At 29.3% G+C, this 16,350-nt stretch carries 18 protein-coding genes; 12 read left to right on the top strand and 6 right to left on the bottom strand.

Features of this window, described 5'->3' with window-relative positions:
* Nucleotides 1–12 precede the first annotated feature (12 nt).
* The 3 genes from AABM47_RS07420 to AABM47_RS07410 form a co-directional block, all read right to left on the bottom strand.
* On the bottom strand, nucleotides 13–576 hold the full coding sequence (locus tag AABM47_RS07420) for an aminodeoxychorismate/anthranilate synthase component II (protein WP_338410295.1): 564 nt from the start codon (nucleotides 574–576) through the stop codon (nucleotides 13–15).
* An 83-nt stretch (nucleotides 577–659) separates the two neighbouring features.
* Nucleotides 660–2,060: an anthranilate synthase component I family protein gene (locus AABM47_RS07415; protein ID WP_338410294.1), complete on the bottom strand. Its 1,401-nt coding sequence runs from the start codon at nucleotides 2,058–2,060 to the stop codon at nucleotides 660–662.
* 212 nt (nucleotides 2,061–2,272) lie between these two features.
* Nucleotides 2,273–2,845 carry a pentapeptide repeat-containing protein gene (locus AABM47_RS07410; RefSeq protein WP_338410293.1) on the bottom strand — a complete coding sequence of 191 codons (573 nt, stop codon included), beginning with the start codon at nucleotides 2,843–2,845 and terminating at the stop codon, nucleotides 2,273–2,275.
* A 104-nt stretch (nucleotides 2,846–2,949) separates the two neighbouring features.
* Here AABM47_RS07410 and nadC point away from each other — a divergent pair, with 104 nt between their 5' ends.
* The 4 genes from nadC (at nucleotide 2,950) to priA (ending at nucleotide 7,945) form a co-directional block, all read left to right on the top strand.
* Nucleotides 2,950–3,807, top strand: a complete 858-nt coding sequence (gene nadC / locus AABM47_RS07405) for a carboxylating nicotinate-nucleotide diphosphorylase (RefSeq protein ID WP_338410292.1) — start codon at nucleotides 2,950–2,952, stop codon at nucleotides 3,805–3,807.
* Between the two features lie 4 nt (nucleotides 3,808–3,811).
* Complete coding sequence (locus AABM47_RS07400; RefSeq protein WP_338410291.1) at nucleotides 3,812–4,741, top strand: YihY/virulence factor BrkB family protein; 930 nt, start codon at nucleotides 3,812–3,814, stop codon at nucleotides 4,739–4,741.
* A 20-nt stretch (nucleotides 4,742–4,761) separates the two neighbouring features.
* On the top strand, nucleotides 4,762–5,370 hold the full coding sequence (locus AABM47_RS07395) for a chalcone isomerase family protein (protein ID WP_338410290.1): 609 nt from the start codon (nucleotides 4,762–4,764) through the stop codon (nucleotides 5,368–5,370).
* A gap of 124 nt (nucleotides 5,371–5,494) precedes the next feature.
* Nucleotides 5,495–7,945: a primosomal protein N' gene (priA, locus tag AABM47_RS07390; RefSeq protein ID WP_338410289.1), complete on the top strand. Its 2,451-nt coding sequence runs from the start codon at nucleotides 5,495–5,497 to the stop codon at nucleotides 7,943–7,945.
* On the opposite strand, the gene AABM47_RS07385 is transcribed toward priA, so the two are convergent.
* Entirely contained in the window at nucleotides 7,939–8,640 is a 702-nt protein-coding gene (locus tag AABM47_RS07385) for a LytTR family DNA-binding domain-containing protein (protein ID WP_338410288.1), read from the bottom strand. The two genes, priA and AABM47_RS07385, sit on opposite strands and share 7 nt — an antisense overlap.
* 166 nt (nucleotides 8,641–8,806) lie before the next feature.
* Between AABM47_RS07385 and rpsF the strand changes: the two genes are divergently transcribed.
* The 5 genes from rpsF to ligA all read left to right on the top strand — a co-directional run bounded on the left by rpsF (nucleotide 8,807) and on the right by ligA (nucleotide 12,518).
* Nucleotides 8,807–9,148: a 30S ribosomal protein S6 gene (rpsF, locus tag AABM47_RS07380; RefSeq protein ID WP_338410287.1), complete on the top strand. Its 342-nt coding sequence runs from the start codon at nucleotides 8,807–8,809 to the stop codon at nucleotides 9,146–9,148.
* Nucleotides 9,149–9,150: 2 nt separating this feature from the next.
* Nucleotides 9,151–9,447: a 30S ribosomal protein S18 gene (rpsR, locus tag AABM47_RS07375; RefSeq protein WP_338378791.1), complete on the top strand. Its 297-nt coding sequence runs from the start codon at nucleotides 9,151–9,153 to the stop codon at nucleotides 9,445–9,447.
* Nucleotides 9,448–9,513: 66 nt separating this feature from the next.
* The gene (rplI, locus tag AABM47_RS07370; RefSeq protein ID WP_338410286.1) at nucleotides 9,514–9,957 is read left to right on the top strand and encodes a 50S ribosomal protein L9; all 444 of its coding nucleotides are present in this window, start codon (nucleotides 9,514–9,516) and stop codon (nucleotides 9,955–9,957) included.
* 77 nt (nucleotides 9,958–10,034) lie between these two features.
* On the top strand, nucleotides 10,035–10,508 hold the full coding sequence (locus tag AABM47_RS07365; protein ID WP_338410285.1) for a DUF6495 family protein: 474 nt from the start codon (nucleotides 10,035–10,037) through the stop codon (nucleotides 10,506–10,508).
* Between the two features lie 6 nt (nucleotides 10,509–10,514).
* Nucleotides 10,515–12,518 carry an NAD-dependent DNA ligase LigA gene (ligA, locus tag AABM47_RS07360; RefSeq protein WP_338410284.1) on the top strand — a complete coding sequence of 668 codons (2,004 nt, stop codon included), beginning with the start codon at nucleotides 10,515–10,517 and terminating at the stop codon, nucleotides 12,516–12,518.
* On the opposite strand, the gene AABM47_RS07355 is transcribed toward ligA, so the two are convergent.
* Complete coding sequence (locus AABM47_RS07355; RefSeq protein ID WP_338410283.1) at nucleotides 12,515–13,432, bottom strand: metallophosphatase; 918 nt, start codon at nucleotides 13,430–13,432, stop codon at nucleotides 12,515–12,517. The two genes, ligA and AABM47_RS07355, sit on opposite strands and share 4 nt — an antisense overlap.
* A 64-nt stretch (nucleotides 13,433–13,496) precedes the next feature.
* Nucleotides 13,497–14,279, bottom strand: a complete 783-nt coding sequence (locus AABM47_RS07350) for a 5'-nucleotidase (protein ID WP_338410282.1) — start codon at nucleotides 14,277–14,279, stop codon at nucleotides 13,497–13,499.
* A 43-nt stretch (nucleotides 14,280–14,322) separates the two neighbouring features.
* Here AABM47_RS07350 and AABM47_RS07345 point away from each other — a divergent pair, with 43 nt between their 5' ends.
* From AABM47_RS07345 to bamD, 3 genes are all read left to right on the top strand, one after another.
* Nucleotides 14,323–14,841: a hypothetical protein gene (locus AABM47_RS07345; protein WP_338410281.1), complete on the top strand. Its 519-nt coding sequence runs from the start codon at nucleotides 14,323–14,325 to the stop codon at nucleotides 14,839–14,841.
* A 1-nt stretch (nucleotide 14,842) separates the two neighbouring features.
* On the top strand, nucleotides 14,843–15,721 hold the full coding sequence (gene dapA, locus AABM47_RS07340; RefSeq protein WP_338410280.1) for a 4-hydroxy-tetrahydrodipicolinate synthase: 879 nt from the start codon (nucleotides 14,843–14,845) through the stop codon (nucleotides 15,719–15,721).
* Between the two features lie 93 nt (nucleotides 15,722–15,814).
* A partial coding sequence (bamD, locus tag AABM47_RS07335; RefSeq protein ID WP_338410279.1) for an outer membrane protein assembly factor BamD occupies nucleotides 15,815–16,350 on the top strand: 536 nt, incomplete at its 3' end.

Genomic DNA, 16,350 nt, shown 5'->3' with positions numbered 1-16,350 from the left:
CTAGAAACAATGCTAATTTTTAATCCAGTTTTCTAATATTTTTTTGCCATTTGGAGTTAAGACACTTTCAGGATGATACTGCACACCACGAACATCATAGATAGCATGTTTCATAGACATTATTTGTCCGTTTTCGTCAATACTGGTAACGATCAAATCGCCTGGTAGGTTTTTGTTCGAAACTACCCAAGAATGATAACGACCAACTTCTGTTTCTTTTGGTAAATCGTTGAAAATAATATCATCTTCTATTTGTATTACTTTTGTAACAACGCCATGGTATACTTTTTCTAAATTGGTTAATGTTCCACCAAAAACTTCACCAATAGCTTGTAGCCCAAGGCAAACACCAAAGATACTTTTTGTGGGTGCATATTTTTTGATGACCTCTTTTAACAAACCTGCTTCATCAGGAATTCCTGGTCCAGGAGAAAGCAATATTTTATCAAATTGTTCCAACTCTTCTAACTCAAACTCATCGTTTCGAAAAACGGTAACATCTGCATTTAGATCTTCTAAATAATGTACTAAATTATAGGTAAAACTGTCGTAATTATCGATGACTACTATTTTCATTTTTTATAGTTTTTATATTTTTATAAATTTTAAAATTAATAATTACAAGTTTAATTTATCGCTTTTTTATTGCGACTCTTTTTTTAAATTGTTTCTGCAATATCTAATGCTTTTTGTAAAGCCCCTAATTTATTATATACTTCTTGAGTTTCGTTTTCTTCAGATGAGTCAGCAACTATTCCTGCCCCTGCTTGAAAATATAAAGTATGATTTTTACTTAAAAAGCTTCGAATCATAATTGCGTGATTAAAATTACCTTTAAAGTCCATAAAACCAATTGCTCCTCCATAAAAACTTCGATTTGTTTTTTCAATACTTTCTATCAACTGCATTGCTTTGTATTTTGGAGCTCCACTTAAAGTTCCAGCTGGAAAGGTTTGAGCGACTAACTCCATAAATGGATGATTTTTTTTTAACTTTCCTGTTACTTTGGAAACCAGGTGTATAACGTGAGAGAAAAACTGCACTTCTTTATATTTCTCTACCGTTACGTTGTTGCAACTTCTGCTTAAGTCGTTTCTAGCTAAATCAACTAACATTACATGTTCGCTGTTCTCTTTTTTGTCTTTGTTTAGTTTTTTAGCTATTTCTGCGTCTTTTTCATCATTTCCAGTTCTTTTATAAGTACCTGCAATAGGGTGAATTTCGGCATGGTTTTCTTTGATTACCAATTGTGCTTCAGGCGATGATCCAAATATTTTAAAATTTCCATAATCAAAATAGAAAAGGTAAGGCGATGGATTAATGCTTCTTAATGCGCGATAGACATTAAATTCATCACCCTTAAAGTTTTGTGAAAACCGTCTTGATAAAACGAGTTGAAATACATCGCCGCGTTGGCAATGTTCTTTGGCTAATCTTACATAGCTTTTAAAATCAGTATCTGTTAAGTTTGATACAACCTTTTCAGATTTTTTAAATGAAAAAGACGCAAAGTTTTTGGCCTGTAACAATTGATCTATTTCAGAAATATTATTTTCATTTTTAAATGAATGGCAAAAAATATAAGCTTCGTTTTTAAAATGATTTATAGCAATAATATTTTGGTAAACAGCATAGTATATTTCAGGAATTTGATTTTCTGTAGATTTTTCTGCAATTTTTATGGTTTCAAAATATTGAATAGCATCGTAAGAGATATAACCAAACAATCCTTGTGTAATAAATTTAAACTTATTTTCATCGGTAATAAATTGTTTTGAAAACCGTTCAATTTCAGCACTAACCTCTATATTCTTATCTATTGAGGTTCTTTCGATAAACCCATCAGGAAAATGGGTTTCAATTTTTTGATTTTCAACTTTTATAGATGCAATTGGATTAAAACATATATATGAAAAACTATTTTCATTTCCATGATAATCAGAACTTTCTAATAAAATACTGTTTGGAAACTTATCTCGAATTTTTAAGTAGATACTAACAGGTGTTATAGTGTCAGCAAGTATTTGTTTGTAATTTGTTTGTAATTTATAGGTTTTCATTTCTTGATTTTTAAAAAATTGGCAATAAAAAAAGGCTTGTCGTGATTGACAAGCCTTTTCTATGTATTTTAATTTAAATTATACTATAGCAAAATTAGCTCACGACGTTTTACGTAAGTTATTCCACCACCAACTATTATTTAAAAATGTTTTCATTTTTCTTTATTCAAATACAAATATATAAAAACAAATATATAAAATCCAATTTTTTTTTACAATTTAATTATTAAATCGTATTTTTCTAATAATCCTTTTAAACCATCAGAAGAAAATTGGGCTTTTTTCAGTTTATTAATTTCGGGGTCCATGGCATAATTATAACTGGTTGTAAAATCAGCTTTATTGGCAATAGTTTTAATAAAAACGGCTCTTCGTAAATCACAGTTGTTAAAAACAGCTTCAGTTAGGTCTGTTTCCATAAAATCAACAGCTACCATACTACAGTTATTGAAATTTATTTTCTTAAGTTTCAATTTATAAAATTGTGCATAATCTAAAATGCATTCTTGAAAATTAAAATGATAAATGATTTGGTCAGTCATTGCAAAATTGACACTTGTAAAATTGCATTTAATAAACATAACTTCTCTCAGTGAAACATAATTTATTTTAGTGTTTTGAAAATTGCAATTCGTAAAGGTACACTCTACAAAAGTTTCATTTTGAAAAGTACATGTTCTAAAATCGCAGTTGCTAAAAGTACACCCTTCAAACTCTTTGTATTTAATATCAGATTCCTCAAAAATTTTATTTTCAAATTTTTCAGAAACTACATAGTCACTCATGATTATTGATTTTTGGTAAAAATACAAAATAGAAGTTCAAAAATCAATTCTAATATTTTTTTATAAATCAACTAATACTTACTTTAGCCAAACAAATTTATTATATGATTTCAGAAGCACAATTTAAAACCGAATTAGATTTAATAATTGCAAATGCTATTAGAGAAGACGTTGGCGATGGAGATCACAGTTCCTTAGCATGTATACCAATAGATGCCAAAGGAAAAGCTAAACTTTTGGTAAAAGATCAAGGAATTATTGCGGGTATTGAGTTTGCTAAAATGATTTTTAGCTATGTAGATTCAAATTTAAAAGTGGATACATTTAGTACAGATGGTCAACCTGTAAAATATGGCGATGTAGTTTTTCATGTTTCTGGAAGTGCACAATCTATTTTAAAAGCAGAACGATTGGTTTTGAATTCAATGCAGAGGATGAGCGCCATTGCAACTAAAACCCGAAAATTTGTAGACTTGGTAGGCGATGCCAAAGCAAAAATATTAGATACTCGAAAAACGACACCAGGAATTCGAGCCCTTGAAAAATGGGCTGTTAAAGTTGGTGGTGGAGAAAATCATCGATTTGCACTGTATGATATGATAATGCTAAAAGACAATCATATTGATTTTGCAGGAGGAATAGTCCATGCAATTAAAAAAACGAAACAATATCTAAAAGTAGCCCGAAAAGATTTAAAGATAATTGTAGAGGCAAGAGATATGAATGAAGTTGAACAAATTATAAAAGCAGGGGGTGTTTATAGAATTTTATTGGATAATTTTGATTTTGAAACAACTAAGCAAGCAGTTGCTTTTATTGGCGAGAGATGTTTAACAGAATCATCTGGAAATATAACCGAAAAAACTATTCGTGACTATGCCTTGTGTGGTGTTGATTTTATTTCATCGGGTGCATTAACGCATTCTGTTTATAATATGGATTTAAGTTTAAAAGCAATTTAAATATATGTCAGATTTAATAGAACAAAAACTAGAAAAAATCCCTATAGTTAGACAATTAGTTAATTTAACTAAAAAGATTAAAATAAAATCTCTAGTTGAAGGGATGTCGCTTTATGATATTTTGGAATTATATATTCTAGGTATTTTTAAAGGTGCATTTTCATACAGAGCAAGTGCCATTGCTTTTAGTTTTTTTATGGCACTATTTCCTTTTGCATTATTTATATTAAACCTTATTCCCTATATTCCGATAGATGGTTTTCAAGAAGATTTTATACGTTTTATTGGACAAAATGTGCCCCCTAATACTTTTGAAGCCATTCATAAAATAATTGAAGATATTTTAAACAACAGTTACCAGGGATTGTTGTCAACCGGTTTTATGCTGTCTATTTTTTTAATGGCTAATGGTGTAAATGCTATTTTAGGTGGATTTGAAATGAGCGAACACATTACCTTAACACGGGGCTATTTTAAACAATATTTTATTTCGATAGCTTTGTCATTAATACTTTCATTACTTTTATTAGTTACGGTTGCTGCCATAATAGTTTTAGAGGTTTTTATTCAAAAAATAAAAATACAAGATTACTTTTCAGATAGTATTTCATTGATTCAATGGGTTCGTTATGGTTTTGTGGTTTTGATGATATTACTTACAACTTCATTCTTATATAAATATGGAACTAAGGAAACCAGAAAAATAACATTTATAAGCTATGGAGCTGTTTTTACAACAATTTTAATAATAGGATCTTCTTATTTATTTGGAATATATGTTGAAAAATTTGCTCGGTACAATGAATTGTATGGTTCAATTGGCACACTTCTTGTTCTTATGTTTTATATTTGGATAAATTGCATGGTATTGTTATTAGGATTTGAATTAAATGCTGCAATTAATAAATTGAAACGAAAAAAATTATATATTTAACAAATTTTAAATCAAAAAAAATGAAATCAACCAATCAAGAACACAAAACAAAAAAATTTACTCTTGTAAGTAAAAAACAAGTTTTAACTCTATTTGTAGTCGTTTTGTCTGCATTAAATTTAAATGCACAAACTATTGTTTCAGGCGTAAAAGTAGACGATAAACTATCATTAGAAGGTAAAGATTTAACATTAAATGGAGCAGGTATCAGAGAAAAATTATGGATGGATCTTTATGTTGGATCTTTATATGTTACTAAAAAAACCACAAGCGGTCAAGAAATTGTAGACAGTAAGGATGCAGTAGCAATAAAATTAAATATCACTTCTGGAATGATTACTTCTAGTAAAATGATTAATGCAGTGAATGAAGGATTTGAAAAGTCTACAAATAAAAACACGGCACCCTTAAAAACAAAAATTGATAAATTTAAAAGTTTTTTTAATGATAAAATTAACAAAGGGGATGTATTTGTAATTATGTATAACGGTAACGAATCTGTTGTTTACAAAAATGGAACCAAAAAAGGTTCTGTAGAGGGTTACGAATTTAAAAAAGCAGTAATAGGAATTTGGCTAGGTAAAACAGTAGTAGATGAAGATTTAAAAGCAGGCATGTTAGGCAAATAATTTTATAAAAAATTAAAACAAAAAAAAACACTTTCAATTTTGAAGGTGTTTTTTATTATAAGTTTATTGGCATCTTTTTTCTATTCTCGTTTTCTATTCTCTTTTTTCAAACTATCTTTGCTTTATGCAGTTTTTTATAGAAGTCGTTTTACCGTTAGCAGTAATGAAAACCTTTACTTACGAGGTATCTGAAGCTGAGTTTAACTATGTCTCAACAGGGATGAGAGTAGCTGTTCCTTTTGGGAAAAGTAAAATTTATACAGCATTAATTCTAGACAAACACAATCATCCTCCTCAATTATATAAGGCTAAAGAAATAAATCAAATTATTGACGAAAAACCAATTGTTAACACAATTCAAATTGCTCATTGGAATTGGATAGCATCCTATTATATGTGCTCGTTAGGCGAAGTATTTAAATGTGCTTTACCTTCAGCATATATGTTAGAAAGTGAGACCACTATTACGGTTAAAAATGAAATAGAGATTGATGAAAAGAGTTTAAAAGATGATGAGTTTTTGATATTTGAAGCCTTAAAGATGCAATCGTCAATTACAATTAATGATGTGGTTAAAATTTTAGGAAAAAAAACAGTTTTTCCTGTAATTAATCGAATGTTACAAAAAGGAGCATTACAATTACAAGAAGAAATATCAGAAAAATACAAGCCTAAACAAGTACGTTATATAAAATTACATGATGAATTTGCCAACCCAGAAAAATTAGCGTCACTTTTGGAAAGATTATCAAGAGCAAAAAAGCAACGCGAATTGGTTATGGCCTATTTTCAATTAAATACTCATGGTGGTGTTGCTATTTCTGTTAAACAATTAATTGAATTTACAGGGAGTACCTCTGCAGCTATCAAATCACTTATTGATAAAGAAATTTTTGAAGAATATTACATCAATCAAGATCGAGTTTTTTTTGAAAAAGACACCGATAGTCACTTTGATTTGAGTAATGCTCAACAAAAGGCTTTTAATCAAATTGAGTCTAGTTTTGTTGAAAATGACATTACTTTATTGCATGGTGTAACCGCATCTGGTAAAACCGAAATATACATAAAACTCATAGAAAAACAAATTAACAAAAATAAGCAAGTGTTATTTTTGTTACCAGAGATAGCTCTTACAACCCAATTGGTTCAAAGGTTAGTTGCTTATTTTGGTAATCAGGTAGCTGTCTTTCATTCCAAATATTCTAATAACGAGCGCATAGAGGTTTGGAACCAAGTATTAGAAAATTCTGAAAAAGCTAAAGTAGTTATAGGCGTTCGTAGTGCCTTATTTTTGCCTTATTCTAATTTAGGGTTAATTGTAGTAGATGAAGAGCATGAGCAAACCTATAAGCAAGAATCTCCAGCTCCAAGATATCATGCCAGAGATTGTGCTATAGTTTTAGCCAAACAGCATCAAGCAAAAGTATTATTAGGAAGTGCAACACCAAGTTTGGAAACTTATTATAATGTAAAGATCAATAAATATAAATTAGTTGAATTAACGGAGCGTTATGGAAAGGTAGTTTTACCTGAAATAAACCTTATTGATTTAAAAGATAAATATTTCAGAAAGCGAATGAATGGTCATTTTTCCGATGATCTTATTCAAGGAATTACTAATGCCTTAGCGTTAGGAGAACAAGTGATTTTATTTCAAAACAGGCGAGGATTTTCACCCTATGTAGAATGTATTACATGTGGTCATGTACCAAGCTGTCCAAGCTGTGATGTGAGTTTGACGTATTATAAATATAAAAGCCAATTGCGCTGTCATTATTGCGGTTATTCAATTGCAAACCCATCACATTGTCACGCTTGTCAATCGCTCGAGTTAACTACTAAAGGTTTTGGAACAGAACAAATAGAGTTGGAGTTAAAGGCTATTTTTCCAAACTCCAATATTGGACGAATGGATCAAGATACCACAAGAGGAAAATTTGGATATGAAAAGATAATAGATTCATTTAAAAACAAGGAAATAGATGTTTTAGTTGGAACTCAGATGTTAGCTAAAGGACTACATTTTGACAATGTTACTTTAGTTGGAATTTTAAATGCAGATAATTTATTAAATCAACCCAATTTTAGAGCTTATGAAAGAGCTTTTCAAATGTTGACTCAAGTAGCAGGAAGGTCTGGTCGTTCAGAAAAAAAAGGACTGGTTTTGATACAAACCTATAACCTATATCATAATACAATTCAGCAAGTTTTAAATAATGATTATTCTTCCATGTTTAAAGAACAAATTTATGAGCGTGAAAATTTTAAGTATCCACCTTTTTATAAATTAATAAAACTAACCTTAAAACATAAAGATTTTGACAAATTAAAAGAAGGATCTCTGTGGATATATAGTGTCCTTTTACAAAACTTATCAATACCAATATTAGGACCAGAGGAGCCTGCAATTAGTAGGATAAGAAATGAGTATATAAGAACAATATTGATAAAAATACCTAAAGAAAACAACTTAGCTGCTACTAAACAACTTATTTTTAAAATAAGAAATAGTTTTGAATCAATATCATTTTATAGAGCTATTAAAATGACTATAAATGTGGATAATTATTGAGTAATATTTGCAATAGCTTTAAATAAATTTTCTTTTTTATTTCTGCTAATTGGAATGTTAAAAGAATCAATTTCTGCAAATTTACTGTTAAAATTTTCTACCTTAGTAAGGTTTATTATATACGATTTATGTACCCGAATAAATTTATTTGAAGGTAAATTACTTTCAAATGATTTCATTGTTGATAATACCAAATGACTTTCATGTAAAGTTATAACTTTTACATAATCTCCAAATGATTCAATCCATTTAATTTTAGAAAGGTAGATTTTTATTTTCTTTAAATTACTTTTAATAAAAATGAATTCATCATCATCATCATCATCTATGTTGTGAATTCCAATTAAGGTTAATGCTTTATCAACAGCTAAATTAAATCGAGCTTTGTTTACGGGCTTACAGATATAATCAGTGGCGTTATAATCAAAGGCTTTCATGGCATAATTTTCTTTGATAGAAATAAAGATTATTTGAGGTTTAACTTTTAATCCATCAAGAAAGTCAAAACCATTAATAATTGGCATTTCAATATCTAAAAATATTAAATCAATCTTATTTGTTGAAATGCAATACTTAGCTTCAGTAGGACTTGAAAACCCACCTAAGAGCTGTAAGTTTTGATTTTCGTTTATTAACTTAGAAATAGTTAGTAAATGTAATGCACTATCGTCTAATGTTATGCAATTTAATTTCATGAGAATTTTATAATATATGTAAATATATTAACAAATTTTAAACTTCACAAATAGCAACAAATAAAGATTAATTAAATTTTATATTAAATAAGATTATTTTTATTTGCGAATTGTATATAAATGCTGTACTTTTGCACCCAATTTTATAACAAAATAAATTTACATTATGAATCATTATGAAACTGTTTTCATCTTGAATCCCGTTTTATCTGAACAACAGATAAAGGAAACAGTTAGCAAGTTTGAAGATTTTCTTACTTCTAAAGGATCAAAGATGGTATCCAAAGAGGATTGGGGCTTAAAAAAATTAGCTTACGAAATCCAACACAAAAAAAGTGGTTTTTATCACTTATTTCAATTTGAAGCACCTGCAGATATTCTGATTGCTTATGAAACAGAATTTAAACGTGACGAAAGAATCATGCGTTTTTTAACTGTATCGTTAGACAAACACGCAATATCATGGGCAGAAAGAAGAAGAGACAAATTAAAAGCTAAATCAAACTAATTATGGCATCTTTAGAGCAATCAGCAAAAGGTAAAAAAGAGGGTGATATTAGATATCTTACTCCTTTAAATATAGATACAAACAAACAAAAAAAATATTGTCGTTTTAAAAAATCAGGTATCAAGTACATTGATTATAAAGATGCAGATTTTTTATTAAAGTTTGTAAATGAGCAGGGTAAAATTTTACCTCGTAGATTAACAGGTACTTCATTAAAGTATCAACGTAAAGTTTCTGTAGCTGTAAAAAGAGCCAGACACATTGCAATTATGCCATATGTGGCAGATTTATTAAAATAATATAAAAACACAGTTGTTGGTTTTCAAAACCATGAAACCTAACTTCTACTAACAAAGGACAACAACATGGATCTTATTTTAAAACAAGATGTTCAAAATTTGGGATTTAAAGACGATATCGTATCTGTAAAAAATGGGTATGGTCGTAATTATCTAATTCCTCAAGGGTTTGCTTCATTAGCAACTCCGTCAGCAAAAAAAGTTTTAGCTGAAAATTTAAAACAAAAAGCACATAAAGAGCAAAAATTAGTCGATGATGCTACTAAAATAGCAGATTCATTAAAAGCTCTTGAAGTTAAAATTTCTGCAAAAGCAGGTGGAGAAAAATTATTTGGTTCTATTACTAACGCTAATATTGCAGAAGCTTTAGCAAAAAGTGGTCATGATATCGATAAAAAATTCATCACTAGTGGAATCATTAAACGTACGGGTAAATATGTTGCAAGCGTTAGATTACACAGAAATGTAATTGTTGAATTAGCTTATGAAATTATCGCTGAAAAAGCATAATTTTTATAAATATCTATTAAAAGCCTTCCATTTTGGAAGGCTTTTTTTTTATCTTTACGCAATATTTATGCATTTTAATGAAATACGCTAGACTTACAAAAGAACAATTAGAAGAATTACACCCCGAATTTGTAAATTTTCTTGCTTCACAATCTATTGATAAAAAAGAATGGGACGAAATTAAGGTTAATAGACCTCAAGTTGCTATGCAAGAAGTGGATGTTTTTTCTGATTTAATTTGGGAAAAAGCTTTAACTAATGTTAGTTTTATAGATCATTTTTCTTCAAATTATATATTTTTGTTTCAATGCGTAGATACAATGGTTTATTCTTTAGTATTAAACACGAGCGACAAAACAGTTGATTTTCTTACAAAGGAGGGTATTGAATGGTTGAGTTTAAATCTTTTTACGGCTAGTGTGGAAATTCAAAAAGGAAAAAAAGACATCTCACAAGATAGAAATTTAGCTCTTTTTACAATCATTAAAGAAGGCGGAATTATCAGTAAAGGCGAGTTATTTGCCAAATTAGATCACCTTATTAATAAGTAGTTTATCATGAACGTTTTAGAAACCATAACAAGTCTTCGTGCAGTATTGAATCAACATAATTACAACTATTATGTGTCAGATGATCCTAGTATTTCTGACTATGATTTTGATATAAAATTAAAAGAGCTACTAGAATTAGAAACGAAACATCCAGAGTATTTTGATGAAAATTCACCAACTCTTCGTGTAGGTGGAACCATCACTAAAAATTTTCAGACCATTCCTCACGAACAAAGAATGTACTCTTTAGATAATTCATATTCAAAAGACGATTTAAAAGAATGGGAGATACGTTGCAAAAAAATTGTAGGTGATGTGCCAATAGAATATACCTGTGAATTAAAATATGATGGTGCTTCAATTAGTATTAGTTATGAAAATGGAATATTAAATAAAGCTGTAACTCGTGGAGATGGCTTTCAGGGCGATGATGTTACAAATAATATCAAAACCATAAAAGCGGTTCCAATTAAGTTAAAAGGAGATTTTCCGTCTAAGTTTGATATTCGTGGCGAAATCGTTTTGCCTTTTGCAGGGTTTTTAAAAATGAATCAAGATCTTATAGCGATAGGCGAAACACCTTATTCAAATCCAAGAAATACAGCCTCTGGAAGTCTTAAATTACAGGATAGCGCTGAGGTAGCTAAACGACCTTTGGACTGTTTGTTGTATGCTATTGTAGGGTCAAACTTGGACTTAAAAACACAAGATGAGGCCTTACTAAAAGCTAGAGAATGGGGCTTTAAAGTACCTACGCAATCCAAATTAGCTAAAAACCTAGACGAAGTTTTTCAATTTATAGATTATTGGGATATCCACAGACATAATTTACCTTATGAAACGGATGGGGTTGTTGTAAAGGTTAACTTAATTCAGTATCAAAACGAATTAGATTATACAGCAAAATCTCCACGATGGGCAATAGCTTATAAATTTAAATCAGAGCAAGTACATACAAAATTAAATTCGATTTCATACCAAGTAGGGCGAACAGGAGCTATTACTCCAGTAGCTAATTTGGAGGCTGTTCAATTGGCAGGTACAATTGTAAAAAGAGCGTCTTTGCACAACGCGGATCAAATTGAAAAATTAGATATTCGAATCAATGATACAGTTTTTGTAGAAAAAGGAGGCGAAATTATTCCTAAGATTATTTCAGTTAATTTGAACGAAAGAACAAAAGATTCTAAACCAACAGTTTATATTACAAATTGTCCGGAATGTGAAACTAAATTGGTTAGAATTGACGGAGAGGCCAATCATTATTGTCCTAATTTTTATGGATGTCCCCCACAAATTATTGGACGCATACAACACTTTATATCGCGTAAAGCAATGGATATTGAAGGTCTTGGTGGCGAAACAGTTGCCTTGCTCTTTAATTCGGGATTAGTTTCTAATTATGCCGATTTATATGAATTAAAAAAAGAGTCAATATTACCTTTAGAACGAATGGCTGAAAAATCGGCTGAAAATTTGGTTAAAGGTGTTCTAGATTCTAAAAAGATACCTTTTGAACGGGTTTTGTATGCACTTGGAATTCGATATGTAGGTGAAACAGTGGCTAAAAAATTAGCTAAGCATTATAAAAATATTGAGGCTATTGTTGCGGCTAATATATTAGATTTAATTTTAGTTGACGAAATAGGAGAGAAGATAGCGCAAAGTGTCGTTTTATTTTTTGAAAATAAAGAAAATAGAACGAATGTGGCGCGGTTAAAAGATTATGGCGTACAATTGGAAATTAATGCTTCAAATGACACCCGTGTTTCAGAACTATTAAAAGGAAAAACTTTAGTAGTTTCTGGCGTTTTTGAGCTATTTTCTAGAGACGAACTTAAAAAAGTCATTGAAGATAACGGAGGAAAAGTAGGAAGTTCTATTTCGTCAAAAACAGATTATGTTATAGCGGGTGATAATATGGGGCCATCTAAATTGGAAAAAGCCAATCAATTGAAAATAGCTATTATTACAGAATACGAATTTAAAAATTTATTAGAAATTAATTAAACAACAATATTTTTATCTAAACTACTGTATTTTGAGTCATTAGAAAAATAAAAATCTATTCTACCTAAGTTGATTCCATAACAACCCACCTGATTAATTATAACGTCTTTTCCGTCAAGGTTTTTTTCGACAACGGGTTTGTCTAAAAAGGTATGGGTGTGGCCGCCAATTATTAAATCAATATCTTTTGTTAGTTTTGCAAGGGTAATATCACTTACCTTTTCTGGGTCGTTTTTGTATTTAAAACCAAGATGTGAAAGACAAATTATTAAATCACAATTTTCAACTTCTTTTAGTTGCTTTACGGTATCTTTTGTAATGTCAATAGGATTGTTGTATACGGTTTCTTTATATCCTTTTTTATCAACTAAACCTTCCAGCTCAATACCTAAACCAAAAACGCCAATCTTTAATCCAGATTTCATAATTATTTTATAAGGTTTCACAATTCCGTCTAAAACAGTATTTTTAAAATCATAATTTGCTGACACAAAATCAAATTTTGCATGATGCAATTGAGCATAAAAACCGTCAATTCCATTGTCAAAATCATGATTACCCAATGTTGCAACATCATATTGCATCATACTCATCAATTTAAACTCCAGTTCACCACCATAATAATTAAAATAAGGTGTTCCCTGAAAAATATCCCCAGCATCTAATAACAATACATTTTCTTCTTCACGTCTTATTTTTTCAATAATGACAGCTCTTTTTGAAGCACCTCCTTGATTTGGATTTCTTGGATCATCACTAGGAAAAGGGTCAATATGGCTATGTGTATCATTGGTATGAAGAATTGTTATTTTTTTTATTTTTTCGATAGAGCTAAAGCTACTCATTGACAAGCCACCTATAGTAAGTAAGCTCGAAGACGCTGCTGTGTTTTTTATAAAATCTCTTCTTTTCATTTTTTTTTTTATTTTATGAATGTTTTTTTATGTTCTAACCAATTTGCATCTTTATCAATAAAAATTATTCTTCAATTACTGATTTTTCATCAAACATTTTTAGAGTATCCACTTTTTTAAAATAATCAATTAATAGGTTGCGTATTTTGTAATCAATATCAAATTTAATTTTACTGTCTCTAAAAAAAGTCATGCTATCACCACCATTAGCTAAATAATCGGATGTAGCTATGTAGTATAATTTGTCGTTGTCAAGCGGTTCTTCATTGATTTCAATTTTGCGAATTTCAGATTTAGAATTAATGTAAATTTTTAACCCATGTAACGGGTGAGGTTTCTTTTCATTAATTATATATTTTGCCAATATTTTAATTTCATTTCCAGTTAATCCAATAATGATTATGCTATTTTCAAAAGGCATTACATTAAAAGCTGTTCGTGTAGTTACCTTTCCTTTAGGGATAGTAGAGCGAATACCACCATGATTTAATAAGCAAAAATCAATAGATTTATTTTCTCGTAGTTCAAAAATTTTGTTTGACAATTCAAATGTAACATTGGCCAAAAAACTGCCAATATTTGTTTCCCATTTTCCTTTATTTTTTTCTAAGGTTTCTGGACAAAAAGCCAAAACACTATCTAAATCTTTTGTGATGCGAACTCTATATGGAGTAATATAGTTGTCAAAAATAGAATCAGAAGAATATTTTTCATTGATGTTTATTCTCTGCCCTTCTGCCTTGTAATTATAATAGTTTTTTGATTTACAAGAAACCAATCCGAAAAATGTTAATAATATAACAAAATAAGATGTAATTGAGATTAACTTTTTTACTTTTACAAGCATAATGTAAGTTTGATTATATAAATTTGTATCTGGTAAAAATACTATGTTTTATAGAACTATAAAAGATTTTATGCTTAAAAAGCATATTAATAAATCATTAAGCGCAGGTTTGTCAATTGTTACTGATGATTCAATAAAAACTATAGGTTTACTTATTGATGAAATTCACTTTTTTGATAAAGATCAATTAATTAATGACATTAAAAAATACACAGATAACCAGGTTAAGGTTAACGTTTTAGTTTATAGAAAAAAAATACAAAAAAACGAAATGTTTGATCATTCTTTTTTTACTAAAAATGACATAACTTTTTCTGGTTTTATTAAAAAAGGAGATATAGATAACTTTATTTCATTTCCTTTTTGTCTATTAATTAATTATTATGATGAAAGTAATTCTGATTTAGAATTTGTTTCTGTTATGTCTCAGGCTAAATTTAAAGTTGGATTTGCTTCAATAATTAATAATTTAAACAATTTTATAGTGTATACAAGTATTAAAAAGCATAATGAATTTACTAAAATAATGTTTGATTATTTAAAAATATTAAAGAAAATATAGTATGCAGATGTTTGTAGGAACAGGGGTAGCATTAGTCACGCCATTTAAAAAAGACTTTTCTGTTGATACAGAAGCTTTGGTTAAAATTGTTGAATTTGTCATAGAAGGCGGAGTTGAATATATAGTAGCTCTTGGGACCACTGCAGAATCTGCAACTTTAACACTAGATGAAAAAGAACTTGTTATTTCAACAATTAAGTTTGCAAATGCAGGAAGACTACCACTAGTTTTAGGTGTTGGTGGAAACAATACAATGCAACTGGTAGATGAATTACAAACAAGAGATTTTAGTGGATTTTCGGCAATATTGTCTGTTTCCCCTTATTACAATAAACCAACACAAGAGGGTATATATCAGCATTTTAAGGCTATAGCTCAAAGTTCTCCCTTACCTGTTATTTTGTATAATGTGCCCGGAAGAACCGCCAGCAACATGCTTCCGGTAACAGTAATTAGACTTGCGAATGAGTTTAAAAACATTATTGCAGTTAAAGAAGCCGCAGGTGACTTAGTGCAAGCAATGAAATTAATTCAGCTAAAACCTAAAGATTTTCTTATAATTTCTGGTGATGATATGATCGCTTTACCAATAGTTTTATCTGGGGGATCTGGAGTTATTTCTGTTATTGGTCAAGGTTTTCCCAAAGAATTTTCACAAATGATGCGCTTAGGCTTGCAAAAAAAGGTAGATGAAGCATATGATTTGCAATATAGTTTAGCAGATGCAATAGACATGATTTTTGAACAAGGAAATCCAGCTGGGATAAAAGAGGTGCTCAAATTTAAAAAATTGTCTCAAAGTACTGTTAGATTGCCATTGGTAGGTGCAGATGAAAACTTAGTAAAACGAATAGAAGAATTTACAAATAAATACAATTAAAATAAATTTTTAAAGTACATAAATAATGCCTAAATTTGCCAACTGCTTTTTACGGTCTATTAATTTATGATTTAACAAGTTAAAACACTATAAATGAACAAAATACTTTACATATTAGTTTTTTCAATATTATTCACATCGTGTAGTGAATACCAAAAAGCGTTAAAAACAGATGATTTAGTAATAAAAACAAAATTAGGTGCTGATTTATATGAAAGCGCAAAATATAGAAAAGCAATTTCATTGTTTGAACAGGTTTCTCCTATGTTAAAAGGAAAGCCAAGTGCCGAGCGTATGTTTTATATGCTTTCAAAATCATATTATGAAACAAATCAATATTATTTAGCAGGATATGCATTTGAAAGTTTTGCCTCCAATTACCCTAAAAGTGAAAAAAGAGAAGAAGCTGCTTTTTTAGGTGCAAAATGTTTTTATACAAAGTCACCATCCTATAGTTTAGATCAAACAGATACTTATAAAGCTTTAGATAAATTACAAATTTTTATAGATACCTATCCAAAATCGGAGTATTTGCCTATGGCTAATTCTTTAGTAAAAGAATTGACAGATAAATTAGAAAAAAAAGCATTTGAAATTGCCAAACAATATAATTTAACTGCAGAATATAA

The organism is uncultured Flavobacterium sp. (assembly GCF_963925415.1).
Classification (GTDB): domain Bacteria; phylum Bacteroidota; class Bacteroidia; order Flavobacteriales; family Flavobacteriaceae; genus Flavobacterium.
This window is presented reverse-complemented; position numbering and strand designations above follow the sequence as displayed.

Bases quoted from the DNA above. Each gene is read 5' to 3' on its own strand.
- AABM47_RS07400 (WP_338410291.1), top strand. From the start codon at position 3,812: ATGTCAGATTTAATAGAACAAAAACTAGAAAAAATCCCTATAGTTAGA.
- AABM47_RS07345 (WP_338410281.1), top strand. From the start codon at position 14,323: ATGTTTTATAGAACTATAAAAGATTTTATGCTTAAAAAGCATATTAAT.
- AABM47_RS07355 (WP_338410283.1), bottom strand. From the start codon at position 13,432: ATGAAAAGAAGAGATTTTATAAAAAACACAGCAGCGTCTTCGAGCTTA.
- ligA (WP_338410284.1), top strand. From the start codon at position 10,515: ATGAACGTTTTAGAAACCATAACAAGTCTTCGTGCAGTATTGAATCAA.
- AABM47_RS07350 (WP_338410282.1), bottom strand. From the start codon at position 14,279: ATGCTTGTAAAAGTAAAAAAGTTAATCTCAATTACATCTTATTTTGTT.
- rpsF (WP_338410287.1), top strand. From the start codon at position 8,807: ATGAATCATTATGAAACTGTTTTCATCTTGAATCCCGTTTTATCTGAA.
- nadC (WP_338410292.1), top strand. From the start codon at position 2,950: ATGATTTCAGAAGCACAATTTAAAACCGAATTAGATTTAATAATTGCA.
- AABM47_RS07415 (WP_338410294.1), bottom strand. From the start codon at position 2,060: ATGAAAACCTATAAATTACAAACAAATTACAAACAAATACTTGCTGAC.
- AABM47_RS07385 (WP_338410288.1), bottom strand. From the start codon at position 8,640: ATGAAATTAAATTGCATAACATTAGACGATAGTGCATTACATTTACTA.
- AABM47_RS07395 (WP_338410290.1), top strand. From the start codon at position 4,762: ATGAAATCAACCAATCAAGAACACAAAACAAAAAAATTTACTCTTGTA.
- rpsR (WP_338378791.1), top strand. From the start codon at position 9,151: ATGGCATCTTTAGAGCAATCAGCAAAAGGTAAAAAAGAGGGTGATATT.
- AABM47_RS07410 (WP_338410293.1), bottom strand. From the start codon at position 2,845: ATGAGTGACTATGTAGTTTCTGAAAAATTTGAAAATAAAATTTTTGAG.
- dapA (WP_338410280.1), top strand. From the start codon at position 14,843: ATGCAGATGTTTGTAGGAACAGGGGTAGCATTAGTCACGCCATTTAAA.
- priA (WP_338410289.1), top strand. From the start codon at position 5,495: ATGCAGTTTTTTATAGAAGTCGTTTTACCGTTAGCAGTAATGAAAACC.
- AABM47_RS07365 (WP_338410285.1), top strand. From the start codon at position 10,035: ATGAAATACGCTAGACTTACAAAAGAACAATTAGAAGAATTACACCCC.
- rplI (WP_338410286.1), top strand. From the start codon at position 9,514: ATGGATCTTATTTTAAAACAAGATGTTCAAAATTTGGGATTTAAAGAC.
- AABM47_RS07420 (WP_338410295.1), bottom strand. From the start codon at position 576: ATGAAAATAGTAGTCATCGATAATTACGACAGTTTTACCTATAATTTA.